Genomic DNA, 18,487 nt, shown 5'->3' on the forward strand with positions numbered 1-18,487 from the left:
TTCTTTAGATTTAACAGAAGGAATCATCGCCAATCAATTTTAGATAAAATCATTCAGAGATGCGTAGAGCATAAACCGATTGCTTACGCTTCGATTAAATTACACGAGACTTAAATGGGTAACCCTAATTATTAATATCAAATGCTGTTGAAAAAGCTTTTTTTTAGTATTATAAAATGGTATCCGTTCAATAATAGGCTTTCAGCTTTTTTTTCGTGTTTTTGAATTGAAAATATTGGAATCGAATGAGGAAATAAAAATGTATTAAATAATGTAAATCACATAAATCGAATCTTAAGTTTAAAGATTTAGGCGCTATCACTAAAAAATATTTACCATGCTTAGAAAAACTGCAGTATAATTGAAAATGAAAACCATACTTTTGTGCCATATTTACAAATCAGTTGTTTTCAACACCATAAAAATATGTCAGAAAACTATAAATTCTCCCAACACAAAAAATGCGAATACTTCCCTTGCCATCAAGGATTAAAAGAGGAGGAGTTTAATTGCTTATTCTGTTATTGTCCGCTTTATATGCTTCAAGATAAATGTGGAGGAAATTTTAAATATGCCCAAGGTATTAAAGACTGTAGCGATTGTACCATAACTCATGCTACTGGAGGATACGACCATGTGATGAGTAAAATGGGCATGATTATGAAAATAGGTAGTGAAACGAGTAACAAATAAGCAGTTTGGGTTATGATTAGTTTTGCCGCCATAGATTTTGAAACTGCCAATAAAAAAGGCAGTAGTGTTTGTGCCGTTGGAGTGGTCGTTGTAAAGGATGGAGAAATCACCAATAAATTCTACAGTCTTATTCAACCTGAGCCCAACTACTACGACTACTGGAATACTCAAGTTCACGGGCTCACAGAACTCGACACCGATCAATCTCCTGTTTTCCCCGATGTTTGGGACCAGATAATACCTTTAATCGAAGACCTCCCCTTGGTGGCACATAATAGTAAATTCGATGAAGGTTGTCTAAAAAAAGTCTTCCAAGTATATCAAATGGATTATCCAAAATACCGTTTTTACTGTACCGTAAAAGCGGCTAGAAAACACTTTCCTCAACTTGAAAACCATCAGCTCCATACCGTATCAAAGCACTGTGGCTACGAAATGAGAAAACACCACGAAGCTCTGGATGATGCCTATGCTTGTGCTATAATTGGGATGAGGATTTTTGGGAATACTATGTTGTTTATGTAGCTGATTCGACATTACAAATCAGTTTTCCTCAGCCCAATTGGGAGTCTGATTTGCAAGATTTGCATTTTATTTAAAATACCATTCTTTGAATGGTCCAAATCAATAAACAATATGACAACCTAGGGATTTTTGCTCCTTTTAGGGTTTGTGGTATACAAAAAATTGCCATCATGAAACTATTACCGAACACTAACTAGAATACTGCAACTGAATCAGTTTATTATACTTGCCATCATTTACTTTCATTAGATTTTCGTGGGTGCCTTGCTCCACTATTTCTCCTTGTTCCATGACCACAATTTCATCTGCTTTTCTAATGGTTGATAAGCGGTGGGCAATGATAATGGAGGTTCGGCCTTGCATTAATTTCTCAAGGGCTTCTTGAACTAGTTTTTCTGAAACTGAATCTAATGATGAAGTGGCTTCGTCTAATATTAAAATCTTAGGGTCTTTTAAAATGGCTCTGGCAATGGCTATTCTTTGCCTTTGCCCACCAGAAAGCTGAGTTCCTCGTTCTCCAACGATGGTATCAAATTGCTCTGGAAAGCGTTCGATAAACTCCAAAGCATTGGCTTTTTGTGCAGCCTCATAAATGTCTTTTTCACTGGCATTGGGCTTTCCATAAGCTATGTTTTCACTAATACTTCCTCCGAATAGAAAGATGTCTTGTGGTACCAATGAAATCTGACTTCTTAAAGCCGATAATGGAAAATCATGACTATCGATGTCATTGAAAAACAGACTATTTTTTGCTGGCGGATGCAACATCAATAATAAAGAAGCCATGGTACTTTTCCCCGCTCCACTATGACCCACAAGAGCTACCATATTATTACTTTCGATGTTTATATTGATATTTTGAAGCACTTTTTGGTCTGGGCGCGATGGATAGGCAAAGTTCAAATTCTTAAGACTGATTTGCCCATTCATTTTATACTTTGAATCTATTTCTTTGAGGTCTTGAAGTTCTTCTGGCTCTTCATCATAGATTTTAAAAAGGTCCTCAGTGGCACCAATAAATTTCTGAATATTGGTATAAACATTGGCCAAACCGCTTATGGTACCACCCACAAACACAGAGTAGATAACAAAGGAGAATAAATCACCTGCAGCCATTTCGCCAGCCTGCAAATATCGTGAACCTTGCCATACCACAGTGGCAATGGCACCAAAAAGCCCGAGTATGATAAAGGAGGAAAATGCTCCTCTATACCTTCCACTCGTCATACCCAAGTCAGCTATCTCTTTCGTCTTTTTCTTATAACGAGCAATCTCAATATATTCGTTGGTAAAAGCTTTTACACTCTGAATTCCCTGTAAAGTCTCCTCTATAATAGTATTTGAATCTGCTAATTCCGATTGTATATCTTTTGAGAATTTCCTTATAAATTTTCCGAAAAACCGAGCAAATATCATGGTAGGGGGGAGGATGATCAGCATAAATCCTGTGAGCTTAATGGAGATAATTCCCAAGAGAGTAATTCCACCAACAATAATAATGATTTGCCTGATAAATTCGGCCAAAGTAGTGGTCATGGTTTCTTGAAGCAATGCCACATCTGCCGATATTCTACTATTCAGTTCTCCAACTCTTCTCTTCTCGAAAAACTGAAGTGGGAGTTTGATCAAATGACTATAGCTAGCCAAACGCAGAGCAGCAAGAGATTTCTCAGTTACATTCACAAATAAAACAATCCTGAAATAGGAAAATACCGCTTGAAGTATTAATACTCCAGCAATCAATAGAGCAGTTTGATTTAAACTCAAACCAAAAGTAGTATTCTCGACTGAATTCACCAAATCACCCAAGAGTTTTGGAAAAGCCAAACTCGCCAAACTAGAACCCAATAAAAAGAAAACACCTAAAAAGTACTGTCCTCTATAGGGTTTGATATATTTATAAAGACGCATTGCACTGGCAAAGCCATTTTTATTGAGCTTTCCTTTGGGAACATTTGAGGTGTCTATTTTTGCCATTATTTGTTTTCAGTCTAATTTCTTTATTCAAGATCTATTGTACTTCTAAATCATATTGAATGTTTGAAAGGATGTTTTCTACAAAACTAGTTCATCTGTTTTATTTGGTGCTTCTTGTTACCATAAAAATAACATTCTAAATATTCTTGAACAACATATAATAGAATTAACTTTGCTTTTTATTGGATGAAAAAGCTTATAATTGAACATTATAAATCAGCACTTATACTATTGACAGAAAGGTGATTGCTGTATTCAATGCTCATCATTTTACATACAGATAAGTTGAAACCTCATTACATAAAACAAATAGAAATGAATAAATTAAACATTCTTTGGACAACGAATAACAGAGACACTATTACTCATATGATCTCCATGTATGCTGTAAATACTTTAAAAAAGGGATTATGGGATGAAGTAAGTATCATTGTATGGGGAGCTTCTGTAAAGCTTTTAGGAGAAAATGAAGACTTGCAGAAAGAAGTTATTACTATAATGGAAAAAGGGGTTCAAATAGGTGCGTGTAGAGCATGTTGTGATAATATGGGAGTGACCGACACTCTAGAGAAATTAGGAATAGATGTCAAATATATGGGAGAGCCATTAACTGAGATATTGAAGCAGGATGGGAAGCTTTTAACTGTTTAATATCATTAATAATTTTAGCATTTCTTTAATGAATTAAGGAAGTGAGTTCAGAAAAGAATCACTTTCCTTTGTTGAATAGTATTTAAATAAATTTGGAGGAGGGTAATGATGAAAATGGCAAGTAAGATGATAATAGATATCGTTTCAGATGTGGTTTGTCCATGGTGTGTGATAGGCTATAAGCGATTAGAGAAAGCAATAGAGGAAATGGGGTTACAAGATCTAGTAGAGATAGAGTGGCAAGCTTTTGAACTCAACCCGACTATGCCTGTTGAAGGACAAGAACTACAAGAGCATATCAGTCAGAAATATGGTTCTACCATTGAGCAAGGAAAGCAATCTAGAGCACAGCTCACTCAATATGCTGCCGACTTGGATTTTAGATTCGATTTTTTTGATGGCATGAGAATGCCCAATACCAGAGATGCTCATATTTTAATTGATTATGCTTTAGAAAATGGAAAGCAAACAGAATTAAACCTTCGTTTGATTTCTGCTCATTTTGGTGAACATAAAGATATTTCAGATCCCAAGGTTCTGGCTCAAGAATTAAAAGCTGTGGGATTAAATGCAGAGGAAGGACTAGAAAGATTAAAGGATACAAAAGCTCGTGAACAAATTATAGCTAAAGAAGCCTATTGGCAGAAACGGGGAGTAACAGCAGTACCCACCATGGTTTTCAATAGAACCACTGGTATTACTGGGGCACAACCAGTGGATGTTTATAAAAAGCTCTTAACTGATTTGTTAGGTGGATAATTGAAGATGTGTCTCCTCTATAATTATATTTAGATTTGAGAAACGCTTAATAATAGCATGGAAGAACTAAAAAGAAAAATTTCAGAATGTAAAGTATGCAAGTCGAATTTGCCATTAGGGCCACGTCCTATTATTACGGCACATCCCAAAAGTAAAGTCATCATTATTGGTCAGGCACCAGGCATAGCGGTTCATAATACTGGAATTCCATGGGACGATAAAAGTGGAAAGAACCTTCGAAATTGGTTGGGAATAGAAGACCATATCTTTTATGATGAGGAGAAAATAGCATTAATTCCTATGGGCTTTTGTTATCCTGGAAGAGGAAAGTCAGGAGATATTCCTCCACGAAAAGAATGTGCTCCCTTATGGCATGAAGATTTATTGAGCCATTTAACTGAAGTAAAATTAGTTATTCTAATAGGGAAATATGCGCAAGATTATTACCTAAAGGGCTTAGCCAAAAGAAATCTAACTGAAACAGTCATGCATTTTGAAGAATACTTACCAAAGTATTTTGTCCTCCCTCATCCATCACCAAGAAATAATCTTTGGCAAGCTAAAAATCCTTGGTTTGCTGAGGAGGTTCTTCCTGCTTTGAAAACTGAGATAAGCAAAAGCCTTAAAAAGTGATTTATGCTTTCAAAGCAATATCATAGCGTTTCATCTTTTGATAAAGAGCATTTCGACTAATGCCAAGTGATTTGGCGACCTGAGTCATATTGGAATGGTGAAAGGCTATGGTTTTTAGAATAGCTTGTTTCTCCATATCTTTAAGAGAGGAGGGTGAAAATTCAAGCTCCTCGTTGGGTTCAATCGCCACTCGTGCTTCTTCTTTTGTAAATTGATGTTGTTGAATACTGATTGGGCTACTCAGAATAGTGACTTTTTCTATATAATTCTCCAATTCTCTTACATTCCCTGGCCATGAATAATTACTGATTTGTTTCAGCAAAGTATTACTCAAACGCATCATGGGTTTATTGAGTTTTATGGCTTTATTTTGAAGAAAATGCATAGCAAGGTTGGGAATATCCTCGCGCCTATTTCTCAAAGGAGGGATCTCTATACTAATCACATTAATGCGATAATATAAATCAAGGCGGAATTTATTATTCTTAACTTCCTCCTCTAAATTTTTATTGGTAGCTGCAATGATTCTCACATCCACAGGGATGATTTTATCTCCTCCCAAACGCGTAATCTGCCCTTCTTGTATGGCTCTTAATAGCTTCACTTGCATATCGGGAGGCATCTCTCCTATTTCGTCTAAAAATAGGGTTCCACCATTAGCCAATTCAAACTTACCTGGCCTTCCTCCTTTAAGAGCTCCTGTAAATGCGCCATTTTCGTAACCAAACAATTCGCTTTCTATTAAAGAGGCTGAGATGGCCCCACAATTGATGGCAATAAAGGCTTGATTTTTCCGATCGCTGGCATTATGTATAGCTTGAGCAAAAACTTCCTTACCTGTTCCACTTTCACCACTAATTAATACTGAGGTTGGGCTATGCGCTACTTTTTTGGCATATTCAATTACATCCATCATTAATGGACTAGAACTACTGATGTCTTCGAATTTATAGGAGGTAATGGTTCCAGCATATTTATTTACCAAACTCATCAATCTTTTAAAGGGACGGAAGGTGATTAAGTATCCAATGATTTCATCTTCTTCCGTACGAATGAGATAGGCATTAAAAAGAAAATGGTCTTTCAGGTTTGGGATGTTGAAGCTATGTTCTTCATCGAGGAAACCCAGATTAGAAAGAATGATTCTTTTAATTTTAGGCCAAGATTTGAGGATGTCTTCGATGGGAGAATCCACCAAAATACTTCTTCGCGTATTAATGGCACGGCAACCTGTATCATTAGCCCACACTATTTGATCGTGGAGGTTGAGAGCAAAAACGCCAAAGGAAAGCTGATTCATCATAGCAAAAGCATAGTTCTGTGCATGGAATAAGCTCTTTTGAATTTCCTCGCTGGCAATTTTATTTTCTATGGCCTTGGCAGCTGAAATAACTAAACCTAAAGTATGCTCATGTTCTTGTTGATGATCGCCAGTGAGATTTAAAGCACCAATCACTTTTCCGCTGGCATTATGGATGGGAGCTGCAGAACAAGTCCAATTATAAAACGCTTCGGAAAAATGTTGTTGGGCAGTAACCTGAATCGGGCGATTCTCAAAAATAGCAGTTCCAATGGCATTGGTGCCAATATTTTTTTCCTCCATGGAAGCCCCAATGTTGATATTGGATTGTTTGGCTTGCTTTATTGTATTTTCTTCGCCTTTGATGTCCAAAATATTTCCATTAATATCGGAAAGAATGAGGATAAATTTTGATGCTATGAGAATATCCTGAAGGTCCTCAATAAAAGGGTGGGCTATATTTAAAAGCAATTTATTTTTATCGAGTAAAGCTTCTTTATTATGGCTTTGAAGTTTGATACAAGCTGTTTGGTAATCCTTTTTTAGTCCAATCTCTTCGCTTCTATGTCTAGAACGACCTATGATACCCTCTCTTTCCACTACACTCATTCTTCTTTCTCTTTAATTGAAAGTATTACTATAGAAACGCTAATTCTGAGGAGGCAAATCTCGGAATTATTTGGAGGAGATGAGAAGGAATTATTAATTTATAATGGGTATAAGTATAGAAGGGTGGTGAAAGAGTATACAAATACTCTTGGTTTCCAATCAAAAAAACAGATCTCATCAATAGCATTATTCAAAAAAAGCCTCGCTAAAAATTAGCAAGGCTTATAAAAACACACAAAAAAAAGACGGGGCCTAAATCAAAACCCCGTCCAAATGTTACAAATCATCAATTATATAACTAAAACTCAAGTTATTTCTTAATATCCAGGGTTTTGAACTGCGTTTGTATTGTTACGCATTTCAGCCGAAGGAATAGGGTATAAATTATGTTTGCCAGCTTGGAAACCTAGAGGTCCTAATACTGTAGCAGCATCACCCCAACGTACCAAGTCTAAGAAACGAACAGCTTCAAATGCCAATTCCATTTGACGTTCTTTCTTAATGGCGTCCATAATATTTCCAGTATATCCATCTAAACCAGCTCTAGTTCTTACCATGTTTAAGTATGTGCCAGCTTGTCCATCGTTACCATTTTTATGGTGTGCTTCAGCAGCCATTAATAATACATCAGCATAACGAATAAGACGTAAGTTTGTTCCATAGTTTAATTCAGGAACAGCACCACCGTCACCATTTGTTTCGTCCATACGAGTAGAATATTTAACTCTAATACAGTTGTCCCAACCCCAAGCACTTTCGTCAGTCCAATTACCGCCTAAAGCTCTTAAGTCTTCTAATGAAAGAATAGTTGCAGCTTTTCTTATTTCGTCTCCTTCAGAAGCAAAAGCATCATATAATCCTTGTTTTGGAAGGTTGAATCCCCATCCTCCTATCAAGCCTGTTTCACCAGCATTAAAGAAATCACCTCTAGGACCAGTTAACTGCCATGTAATGTTATTTTCCATAGCTCTATTTCCGCCCCACTGGAATGTTCCCCAGTCATAGCCCATTGTAGTTACCCAAGAAGCTTCTAATAAAGATTCAACACCAAATTCAGATTCTTGTAAGAATAATGTTGAATAGTCACCTTGTAATTCATATTCGTTACTTGTAATTACAGCTTCAAAAGCAGTAGCAGCATCAGCCCAATTTTCAGCATACAAGTTTACTTTACCTAATAAAGCTTGAGCAGTACCTTTGGCAGCTCTAAATACATCGCGAGGATCGTATTCACTTTTCTTAGGAAGTACATCTATAGCAGCTTCTAAATCAGCAATAGCTTGGTCATAAAGAACAGTAGCATCAACGAAAGGCTGAGAATATTCAGAAGGAGCTAATTCAGTAAGAATAAGTGGTCCATTTCCAAACATTGCAGCAATTTCGAAATAATAATAAGCACGTAAGAATTGAGCTTCTCCAATAATCTGTTGTTGCAATGGTGTAGTTCCAGGAACATTATTAATCACCATATTGGCACGGTAAATTCCGAAATAATTTGATTCCCAAACTGCTGTAATAGTAGGATTTGAGGCACCATAACTATAAACTCCTAATTCTTGATATGGAGGTTGGTCACCATCCCCACCACCAGCTACATTAGATTCATCTGATGGGAAAGTTTTCACCAAATAAGCACTATTCCAGTCACGAGCGTTCATCCATTGCAGGATATCATAGCTAGCCATGATAGCTCTTGTGGCATCTTCATCAGTTTGATAAAAATCTTGAACAGCCAATTTTCCAATTGGGTCCACTTCTAAAAAGTCTTTTTTACAAGCTGTGAAAGACAGCATCAAAGCAAAGACTACAAATATTTTATATTGAATTTTCATTTTCTATATCTTTTTAATTTAAACATTAATTATTTCTTTAAATCAATTCACCCTAGAAAGAGAATGATAAACCAAAGTAAATTTTTCGTGGTGTTGGATAATATCCACGGTCGATACCTTGTGCATCATTTCTACTTGTACCTGCAGCTGGGTCCATACCTGGATAGTTGCTGAAAGTGAAATAATCATCTAAAGAAACATATAATCTTAAGTTCTGAACTTTATCTTTCATAAAGCTTCTAGGAACAGTATATCCTAATTGGATTTGGCGAATTCTTACATAAGAACCTTTGAAAACCATTAAGTCACTATTATAAACATAAGAACTAGTTTGTTCTGCTCTTGGGAATTCGTTTGTTGAACCTTCACCAGTCCATCTGTCATCAAAGAAGAATTGAGGCTTATTATAAGTAGTTCTATCGTAACGGTTCCATCCTAATAATACATCATGTCCGTGAACACCTTGTAAAATAGTTCTGAAATCGAATCCTTTATAAGCTAAATCGATACTAGCACCCCAAGTAAATGTTGGATGAGGGTTACCGATATTAGTTTGATCTTCTTCATTAATTAAATTATCACCATTTACATTTACAACGATTGGGTCTCCAGGAACAGGATCATAACCAGCTAAACCACCGTTGGCTTCTTTATAAGCATCAACTTGTGCTTGATTTTGGAAGATTCCATTGGTTTCGTAGCCACGGAAGAACCATACAGGCTGACCTAATTCAAAAGCAGTTGCAGTCCAACCAGTTCCTAAACCAGTACCATCAAGTCTATCAAGTAATGGATTCAAATAGGTCACTTCATTTTTCATGAAAGTCATATTGGCGCTAATACCATATTTGAACTCATTATCATAGTTTCTATAGCCCAACTCAATTTCAACACCTTTATTAGTTACATCACCAGCATTTACTGTTGAAGGTGTATTACCAACAGACAATGGAGGAGAACCAATGGTTAAAAGATCTTTTGTCTTCTTGTTGAAATAATCAAATCCAATAGTTAATTTATCACCTAACATATACATATCGAATCCGATATCTAACTGCTCAGAAGAAGCCCAAGTTAATTCTGGGTTTGCTAATAATTCAGGTTCTGCACCTGCATACCAACCACCTGTTGCATCAGGATACTGTAATCCACTAAAAGTAATTAATGAGCGATATTGGTCTGGTCTTAATTCATTTAGCATACCGTTTCTACCCCAACTAGCTCTAACTTTAAAGAAATCTATAAAGCTTACATTCCAGAAATCTTCATTTGAAGCAATCCAACCTGCCGATACTGAAGGATAAGAACCCCATTTTTGATCTGGGTGTAACATTGAAGTACCATCTTGACGGAAAATAGCTTGTAATAAATACTTACCTTCATAATCGTAAGATACTCTTGCAAAATATGATACTTGTCTTTCAACTTGACTGTTACCAGCAACATCACCAGGTCTTTGGGCATCACCATGCTCATTAAAGGCATCACCTTCTGCAGCCATTGGGCTACTGGTGCTATTATTCCAAATATGAGTGTACTCTTGAGATGACATACCCACAACAGCGGCTAAATTATGTTTTTCAGCAAAAGTTTTGTCATAAGAAATGTAGTTTTCCCACATCCAAGTAGACCAAGTGTTATAGTTTTTATTTGAGTTTGTTCCAGAGTTATTTCTCTCTGAACTATACCAATAAGTTGGAGTCCAGTAGCTATATAATTCGTTAGCCACATCTATACTAGCGCGTGTAGTGAATTTGAAACCTTTCCAAGTATCATCACCTAGGGTCATATACATATTACCCATCAATTTATCTTGCTTAGTATATCCTTTTGTACTTTGAATTTGAGCCAATGGATTTACGATTTCACCAGCTACTATTTCAGATACACCATAATATTTTCCATCATCATTAGTTACAGCAAGACCACCATTAACAGCTGGCATATAAATATCATTTAAGTATGCTGCAGTTAGGTTATCACCAATTGCGTTTTCATAAATAACAGGAGTAGTTGGGTCAAAAGATAAAGCACTTGCCACAACACCACCAAATTCATCATCTTCAGAAACTGAAGTTCTTTTAAAACGAGTATAGTTAGCAGAAACACCAACTTTCATCCATTTTTTAATTTGTTGATTGATGTTTACGCGAGCATTCAAACGTTCAAAGTTTGCATTGTCACCACCAACAACACCATCTTGGTTTAAATAAGAAATTGAAGAATAATAATTTCCTTTATCAGAACCTCCAGAAAAAGACAAGTGATGCTTTTGCATCATTGCAGTTTGTAAGGTCTCATCCATCCAATTTGTGTTATAACCAGTACTTCTTACTTCAGTACCATTGGCTTCATCTAACCATGTTGCATAGCTTTGTGCATCCATAGGTTTAGTATAATCACCTACACTTTGAGATCCTACTTGCATACTATAAGAAACTCTTCCAGCACCTTTTTCACCTTTTTTAGTAGTTACTAAAACCACACCATTGGCAGCGTTGGCACCATAAATAGCAGCGGAAGCAGCATCTTTTAATACAGTAATGTTTTCGATATCGTTTGGTTCTAGATTATCAATGTTTCCAGAAACCATACCATCAACCACATAAATAGGTTGAGCATCACCATTTGTAGCAACACCACGAATAACCACTTTCTGACCTGCTCCTGGAGAACCAGAAGAAGGAGAAACAGCAACACCAGCTAAACGGCCTTGTAAACCACCTGCAACAGTTGTTGTTGGTATTTCTTGTAATGTTTTACCATCGATTTTAGCTACAGCACCAGTAATATTTGCTTTTTTCTGTGTACCATAACCTACTACTAACACCTCCCCAAGTGTTTCTACATTTTCTTTCATCACTACTACTGCCTTTTGACCAGCAATTAATGATTGATCAAGTGTAATATATCCAATCATAGAAAAAGAAACAGTAACGGTTTCTTGAGTAGATTGCATATTGAAGGTTCCGTCAATATCGGAAATAGTACCATTTGAGGTACCTTTTTCTATCACATTGACGCCGGGCAATGGTTCTCCATTTTCATCTTGAACCATACCATTATAATTGTACACGTTCTGAGCAGTTAATGTAAAAGAAACACTAAGTAATAGCATTCCTAACAAAAGCATTGCTCTTTTTGCGAAGGTGTTCAATCCTAAAAAATTGTAAACATCTGATTTCATACGATTAACATTTATTTTTATAATGATTGCATTTGATTAATTGTCTAACAAAACTGACTATTCGAATTCTAAATAATAATGTAAAATATACTCCTTATATATATTGTTATGTTTATTTTATTGATATTCAAGACACATTAGTATGTGTATTAAATACACTTACAAAACTATATTTTTTTTTGATTTAATTAACTAAAATTAACAGCCCAGCATTAATTTATATTCATTCTAAATAACAAAATCATAAGGCATTGACTATCATTACTGTCTATTGAGGTATATTATAGAAATTATACATAGGTGTTGATTATTTTAAATATTAATCCATATATTTGCAGTGTGTAACAAATACACTTTATAAAACTATGAAATCTTATATTCCAAACTTATCTGTGGATTGTGTTGTTTTCGGATTTGACCATGAAAGGTTAAACGTGATGCTCACTAAACGTGAATTGTTGGATCCCATTACTAAGGATATCATTTTCATAGATTATACCGTACAAGGACACCATGTTTTGGAGGGTGAGGCCATTGATACAGCAGCATCTAGAGTTCTAAAGGATAAAACAGGTTTGGATAATATATTTCTTGAACAGTTTTATACTTTTGGTGGATTGAGCCGAATGAGTTCTGAGAAAGACCAAATGTGGACCAAATTAAAATATCCTATGATTTCGGATCATGTGGTGTCGGTGGGTTATTATTCTTTGGTGGATTGCTTTGATGTGAAACCCGACGAAAAACATGCCAATACCCAATGGTTTCCTGTTGATGATTTACCTGAACTTGGGTTCGATCATCAAGAAATGATAGAAAGAGCCCTAGAGTTTCTCCAAAGAAAACTGAGAAGAGAACCCATAGGCTTCGAGTTATTGCCTGAGAAATTTACGATTTCGCAAATGCAAAAGCTTTACGAATGCGTTTTTGGAGCAAAATTCGATAGGCGTAACTTTAGAAAGAAAGTGAGCCAAATGAAATACCTTATTCCTTTAGATGAAAAACAAAAAGGTGTGGCACATAAACCTGCTCAAGTTTTTATCTTTAGTAAGGATGTTTACGATAGAACAAAAAAGGAAAAGCTGGACTTTTCCGTCTGACATATTTGAGTGAAAATGAATAGTGTAAGTAGAGAGTGAAAGGTGATTTGCTTTCAATTTCTTAAAAGTGAAATTTAAAGACTTACGCATGAGTGATTTATTAAATAAGAGGTAACATCTATTATTGGTATTAATAGATGTTTTCCTAAAATAGCTAAGGCCTTTGTGCTTAAGGAACATATAGAAAGCCTGTTTTCTTTCCATATGGCGCCTTATTTTGCTATGGAATAAATTCTCTAATTCACAAAAAAAGCAATTGAAAGAATAATTCTATCCTTCTACTTGTTCTCTTCTATATTTATTCCATTGTTTACTTTTTTAAATATGGTCAATAAGGATCATATACTTATTGCTGATGGTGATTTTTTATCCCAAGACTAATAAACTTGGCAGACTGAATGACCCAAATAATTAATTAAATTTTAGATCTAATGAAATACGGACATTTCGACGATAATAATAGAGAATACGTGATTACGAATCCCAAGACACCACAACCGTGGATCAATTATATGGGAACATCGAGCTTTTTTAGTTTGATGTCGAATACAGCGGGTGGATATAGCTTCTATAAAGATGCTAAAATGAGAAGAATCACCAGGTACAGATACAATAATGTACCTACAGATGACGGAGGAAAGTATTTTTATATAAATGATGGAGGGAAGATTTGGTCGCCAGGATGGAAACCTGTCAAAACTCCACTTGACAAATACGAATGTCGTCATGGTTTGGGTTATTCCACCATAAAAGGAGAATTGAATGGTCTAGAAGCAGAAGTACTTTACTTTGTTCCTCTAGATTTTAATGGAGAAGTTCAAAGGGTAAAACTGAAAAACAAGAGTTCTGAGAAAAAATCCATCAAATTACATTCTTTTGTGGAGTGGGCTTTATGGGATGCTTTAGATGATATGACCAACTTTCAACGTAATTTCAATACCGGTGAAGTGGAAATTGAAAATTCTACCATCTTCCACAAAACCGAGTATCGTGAAAGAAGAAATCATTTTGCTTTCTACTCCGTAAATCAAGAGATTAAAGGTTTTGATACCGATAGAGAATCTTTCTTGGGAGCTTATAATGGATTCGATACTCCAGAAATGGTCACTGAGGGAACAAGTGGAAACACCCATGCTCATGGTTGGTCTCCTATTGCTTCTCATTATTTAGAGGTGGAATTAGCTCCAGGCGAAGAAAAAGACTTGGTGTTTGTTTTGGGATATGCTGAAAATAAAGAGGAAGAGAAATTCATTGCTCCTAATGTCATTAATAAAACCAATGCCGAGTCTATGTTGTCTCAATTCCAAACCAGCGAACAAGTAGATGCTTCTATAGCCAAATTAAAAGCATATTGGAATAAGCTACTCAGTAAACTTACTATTAAGAGTGAGGATGAGAAATTAGACAGAATGGTGAATATTTGGAACCAATATCAAAATATGGTGACCTATTTCTTTTCTCGTTCTGCTTCCTTCTTCGAATCGGGAATTGGTCGTGGTATGGGATTCCGCGATTCTAATCAAGATATTATAGGAATGGTACATTTGGTACCTGAACTGGCTCGTCAAAGAATTATCGATTTGGCCAGCACACAATTGGAGGATGGTAGTGCTTATCATCAATATCAACCTCTCACTAAAAAAGGAAATCACGAAGTAGGTGGTAACTTTAACGATGATCCACTATGGCTTATTTTCTCTGTTTCTTCTTATATTAAAGAAACTGGTGATTGGTCATTATTGGATTATAAGGCTCCATTTAATAATGATGGAGAAGAGTTCCCCATGTTTGAGCATATCAAGCGATCATTTTATCATGTAGTAAATAATTTAGGACCTCATCACTTACCTTTGATAGGTAGAGCTGATTGGAACGACTGCCTCAATTTGAATTGTTTCTCCGACAAACCTGGAGAATCATTCCAAACCACCCAAAACCAAAAAGGAAAAGTAGCAGAATCAGTGATGATCGCTGGTATGTTTGTGATTTACGGAGAAGAATTTGCCAAAATATGTGAACTCAGAGGAGAGCATGAAGAAGCAGAACAAGCTAAGAAACATATCGCTAATATGAAAAATGCGATAGACGAGTCAGCTTGGGATGGTGATTGGTTCTTGAGAGCCTACGATTATTATGGTGAAAAAGTAGGATCTAAAGAAAATGAAGAGGGTCAAATATTTATTGAGTCTCAAGGCTTCTGTGTAATGGCAGGAATTGGTCATGAAGACGGTAGAGCACAAAAAGCCATGGATAGTGTTGCCGAGCGATTGGCTTCACCTTATGGTATTGTTTTATTGAATCCTCCTTATACCAAATACAAACTCAACCTTGGCGAAATCACCTCTTATCCTCCAGGTTATAAGGAAAATGCTGGAATATTCTGTCATAATAATCCTTGGATTATTATTTCTGAAGCCATGCTCGGAAACAAAGAAAAAGCATTTGATTATTATACCAGAATAGCACCTGCTTATTTAGAAGACATTAGCGAGTTGCATAAAACAGAACCTTATGTATATTCTCAAATGATAGCCGGAAAAGATGCCGCCAAACCAGGGGAAGCCAAAAATTCTTGGTTAACGGGAACCGCAGCATGGAACTTTTTCTCCGTGAGCCAACATATTTTGGGAATCAAACCAGATTATAAGGGATTAGTTATTGATCCTAAAATCCCAGCACATTTAAAGGGGTTTAAAGCTACGCGTGTTTATAGAGGTAATACTTATCACATCGACATTGTAAATAATGGTGGTGATCATATGACTTGTTTTGTGGATGGTAATGTATGGGAGGGACCTCTTCCATTAGACACCGAAAGCAAGACTTATAATGTAAAGATTACACTAGACTAAACTGGATAAAGAAATGAAACTGGACCAATCATATTTAATCTATTTTATGTTGCTGCTTATAGCTATGGCCGTAGGTTGCAAAGAATTGCAGAAAAGTGAAAACAGCCAAGTTTCCAACACGAAAGTGATGGAAATATTGGCTGGGATGACACTTGAAGAAAAGGTAGGGCAAATGACGCAAATAACTTTGGGCGTTTTTTTTAAAGGTGGAGATAATGATCATCGCCCATTACCTTTAACCATAAACCCTGAAACTCTAGACTCAGCTTTTAGAATCTATAAACTGGGTTCTATTTTGAATACGGTAAACAATAGGGCACAAACTAAAGAGTGGTGGAATAAAACGGTAGAATTACTCAATATAAAAGCCATTAAGGAAACTGGAATTCCTATTTTATTTGGCATCGATGCCATTCATGGTGTAGGATATACAGCTGGTTCTACTCTTTATCCTCAGCAAATAGGACAAGGGGCTAGTTTTAATCCTAAACTGGTGAAAAAACTCAACGAACTTACAGCTTATGAAATGAGAGCTTGTAATATACCTTGGACTTTTTCTCCTGTTATGGATATGGGAAGAGACCCTCGTGATGCGAGAATATGGGAAACTTATGGAGAGGACATATATTTGGCTCAAGAATTAGGTAAAGCAGCTGTTGAAGGATTGCAAGGCGATGATTTGAGTCATATTGATACAAAACATGGGGCTGCTTGTTTAAAGCATTTCTTAGCTTATAATTCCAATTCAGGTAAAGATAGAAATCCTTTAAGCATTTCAGCTAGAGAGTTGAAAGAAATACATGCCGCTTCTTTTCAAGCAGCAATTGATGCTGGTGCTAAAACCATCATGATCAACTCTGGATTAATCAATGGAATGCCTGTTCATGCCAATTTCGAGATTCTAACCAGATTACTTAGAGAAGAAATGGGCTTTGAGGGGATGATCGTAACCGACTGGAAGGATATTGAAAACTTCTATGACCGTGACAAAATTGTGTCTACTCAAAAAGAAGGGGTGAAATTAGCCATCAATGCAGGAATCGATATGTCTATGGTTCCTTATAATTTCAAATTCTGTGATTATTTAATAGAATTAGTTAATGAAGGCGAAGTTCCCATGTCGAGAATTGATGATGCAGTAACTAGAATCTTAAAGCTAAAAATGGAATTGGGATTATTTGAAACCCCTAATACTTATCAGAAAGACTATACCGAATTTGGTGGTATGTATTTCAAAAGATTGGCATATCAAGCTTCTACAGAATCAATCACTTTGTTGAAAAATGATGAAGATATCCTTCCGTTGAAGAAAGATGTGAAAGTATTGGTGGCTGGGCCTAATTCTAATAGTATGAGAACGATAAACGGAGGATGGTCCTATTCTTGGCAAGGTGAAAAAGTAGAAGAATTTGCGGAAGACTATCATACATTTCTCGAAGCGGTACAGAATAAAATAGGGCATAGAAATGTAAAATTTGTGGAAGGTGTTTCTTATGATTTTGAAGGTAAATATTATATGGAAAAAGATATCGACATTCATAAAGCGGTGAAAGCGGCCAAGGCTGTTGATTATGTACTCTTGTTTTTAGGCGAGAATTCTTATACCGAGAAACCTGGAGATTTACATGATTTATATATTTCTGACAATCAAAAAGATTTGGCTTTGGCATTGGCAGAAACAGGTAAACCCATCATTCTTGTATTGAACGAAGGTAGACCAAGAATCATCTCTAAGTTTGAGCATGAAATGGATGCGGTTATCCATACCTATTTACCTGCCAATTATGGAGGTGATGCTCTGGCCGATGTGCTTTTTGGAGATTCCAACCCAAGCGGAAAACTTCCATATACCTATCCTATGTATCCCAATTCATTAATCACTTACGATTATTTACCTGCGGAGAAACAAGATAAAATGGAAGGTCTTTACGATTACGAATCTGATGTGGCTATTCAATATGAATTTGGTCATGGGTTAAGTTATACCACTTTTGAATATTCAGACTTCAAAGTAAACACCAGTACTTTTGACTCTAATAATGAAGTGGAGATTTCAGTGAAAGTGACTAATACAGGTGATAGAGCTGGACAAGAAGTGGTCATGCTTTTCTCTTCTGATATAGTAGCTTCAATTTCACCGGCCAATAAGAGACTGAGAAGATTTGAGAAAATCAATTTAAAAGCTGGGGAGTCTAAGAATGTGAACTTCACTATCAATGCTGAAGATTTGGCATTCCATAATTATAATAATCAGCTGGTCTGCGAAAAAGGAGATTTTATCATTAGAATTAAAGATTTTGAACATCAGATTACTTTGACAGAGGATGTTGCTTTTAATATGCCAAGTAAAGTAAAATTATAATCCATAA

General features: G+C 36.0%; 12 protein-coding genes. 8 read left to right on the top strand and 4 right to left on the bottom strand.

Annotation, left to right across the window (positions count from 1 at the left end; all coding sequences use genetic code 11):
* Positions 1-426: 426 nt before the first annotated feature.
* The gene (locus HNS40_RS17125; RefSeq protein WP_172283087.1) at positions 427-693 is read left to right on the top strand and encodes a cysteine-rich small domain-containing protein; all 267 of its coding nucleotides are present in this window, start codon (positions 427-429) and stop codon (positions 691-693) included.
* Between the two features lie 12 nt (positions 694-705).
* Positions 706-1,218 (top strand): 3'-5' exonuclease, encoded by a 513-nt coding sequence (locus HNS40_RS17130; RefSeq protein WP_172283088.1) that lies wholly within the window; start codon positions 706-708, stop codon positions 1,216-1,218.
* 189 nt (positions 1,219-1,407) lie between these two features.
* On the opposite strand, the gene HNS40_RS17135 is transcribed toward HNS40_RS17130, so the two are convergent.
* The gene (locus tag HNS40_RS17135; RefSeq protein ID WP_172283089.1) at positions 1,408-3,195 is read right to left on the bottom strand and encodes an ABC transporter ATP-binding protein; all 1,788 of its coding nucleotides are present in this window, start codon (positions 3,193-3,195) and stop codon (positions 1,408-1,410) included.
* Positions 3,196-3,510: 315 nt separating this feature from the next.
* On the opposite strand from HNS40_RS17135, the gene HNS40_RS17140 reads away from it, so the two are divergent.
* The 3 genes from HNS40_RS17140 to HNS40_RS17150 all read left to right on the top strand — a co-directional run bounded on the left by HNS40_RS17140 (position 3,511) and on the right by HNS40_RS17150 (position 5,238).
* A complete protein-coding gene (locus HNS40_RS17140; protein ID WP_172283090.1) occupies positions 3,511-3,846 on the top strand; it encodes a DsrE family protein in 336 nt (111 codons plus the stop codon).
* Positions 3,847-3,972: 126 nt separating this feature from the next.
* Positions 3,973-4,605 (top strand): DsbA family oxidoreductase, encoded by a 633-nt coding sequence (locus tag HNS40_RS17145; protein WP_216663664.1) that lies wholly within the window; start codon positions 3,973-3,975, stop codon positions 4,603-4,605.
* Positions 4,606-4,662: 57 nt separating this feature from the next.
* Positions 4,663-5,238: a uracil-DNA glycosylase family protein gene (locus HNS40_RS17150; protein ID WP_172283092.1), complete on the top strand. Its 576-nt coding sequence runs from the start codon at positions 4,663-4,665 to the stop codon at positions 5,236-5,238.
* A 1-nt stretch (position 5,239) separates the two neighbouring features.
* Here the strand turns inward: HNS40_RS17150 and HNS40_RS17155 are convergent, their stop codons facing one another.
* From HNS40_RS17155 to HNS40_RS17165, 3 genes are all read right to left on the bottom strand, one after another.
* Complete coding sequence (locus tag HNS40_RS17155; protein ID WP_172283109.1) at positions 5,240-7,147, bottom strand: sigma-54-dependent Fis family transcriptional regulator; 1,908 nt, start codon at positions 7,145-7,147, stop codon at positions 5,240-5,242.
* Between the two features lie 317 nt (positions 7,148-7,464).
* A complete protein-coding gene (locus HNS40_RS17160) occupies positions 7,465-8,979 on the bottom strand; it encodes a RagB/SusD family nutrient uptake outer membrane protein (RefSeq protein ID WP_172283111.1) in 1,515 nt (504 codons plus the stop codon).
* A gap of 52 nt (positions 8,980-9,031) precedes the next feature.
* Entirely contained in the window at positions 9,032-12,166 is a 3,135-nt protein-coding gene (locus tag HNS40_RS17165) for a TonB-dependent receptor (RefSeq protein WP_172283113.1), read from the bottom strand.
* A 365-nt stretch (positions 12,167-12,531) separates the two neighbouring features.
* On the opposite strand from HNS40_RS17165, the gene HNS40_RS17170 reads away from it, so the two are divergent.
* The 3 genes from HNS40_RS17170 (at position 12,532) to HNS40_RS17180 (ending at position 18,480) form a co-directional block, all read left to right on the top strand.
* Positions 12,532-13,266 carry an NUDIX domain-containing protein gene (locus HNS40_RS17170; RefSeq protein ID WP_172283115.1) on the top strand — a complete coding sequence of 245 codons (735 nt, stop codon included), beginning with the start codon at positions 12,532-12,534 and terminating at the stop codon, positions 13,264-13,266.
* Positions 13,267-13,697: 431 nt separating this feature from the next.
* Entirely contained in the window at positions 13,698-16,118 is a 2,421-nt protein-coding gene (locus HNS40_RS17175) for a GH36-type glycosyl hydrolase domain-containing protein (protein ID WP_172283117.1), read from the top strand.
* 13 nt (positions 16,119-16,131) lie between these two features.
* Entirely contained in the window at positions 16,132-18,480 is a 2,349-nt protein-coding gene (locus tag HNS40_RS17180; RefSeq protein WP_172283119.1) for a glycoside hydrolase family 3 N-terminal domain-containing protein, read from the top strand.
* The last annotated feature ends 7 nt before the right edge of the window (positions 18,481-18,487 follow it).

This window comes from Lentimicrobium sp. S6, from assembly GCF_013166635.1.
In the GTDB taxonomy this organism is placed as follows: domain Bacteria; phylum Bacteroidota; class Bacteroidia; order Bacteroidales; family UBA12170; genus UBA12170.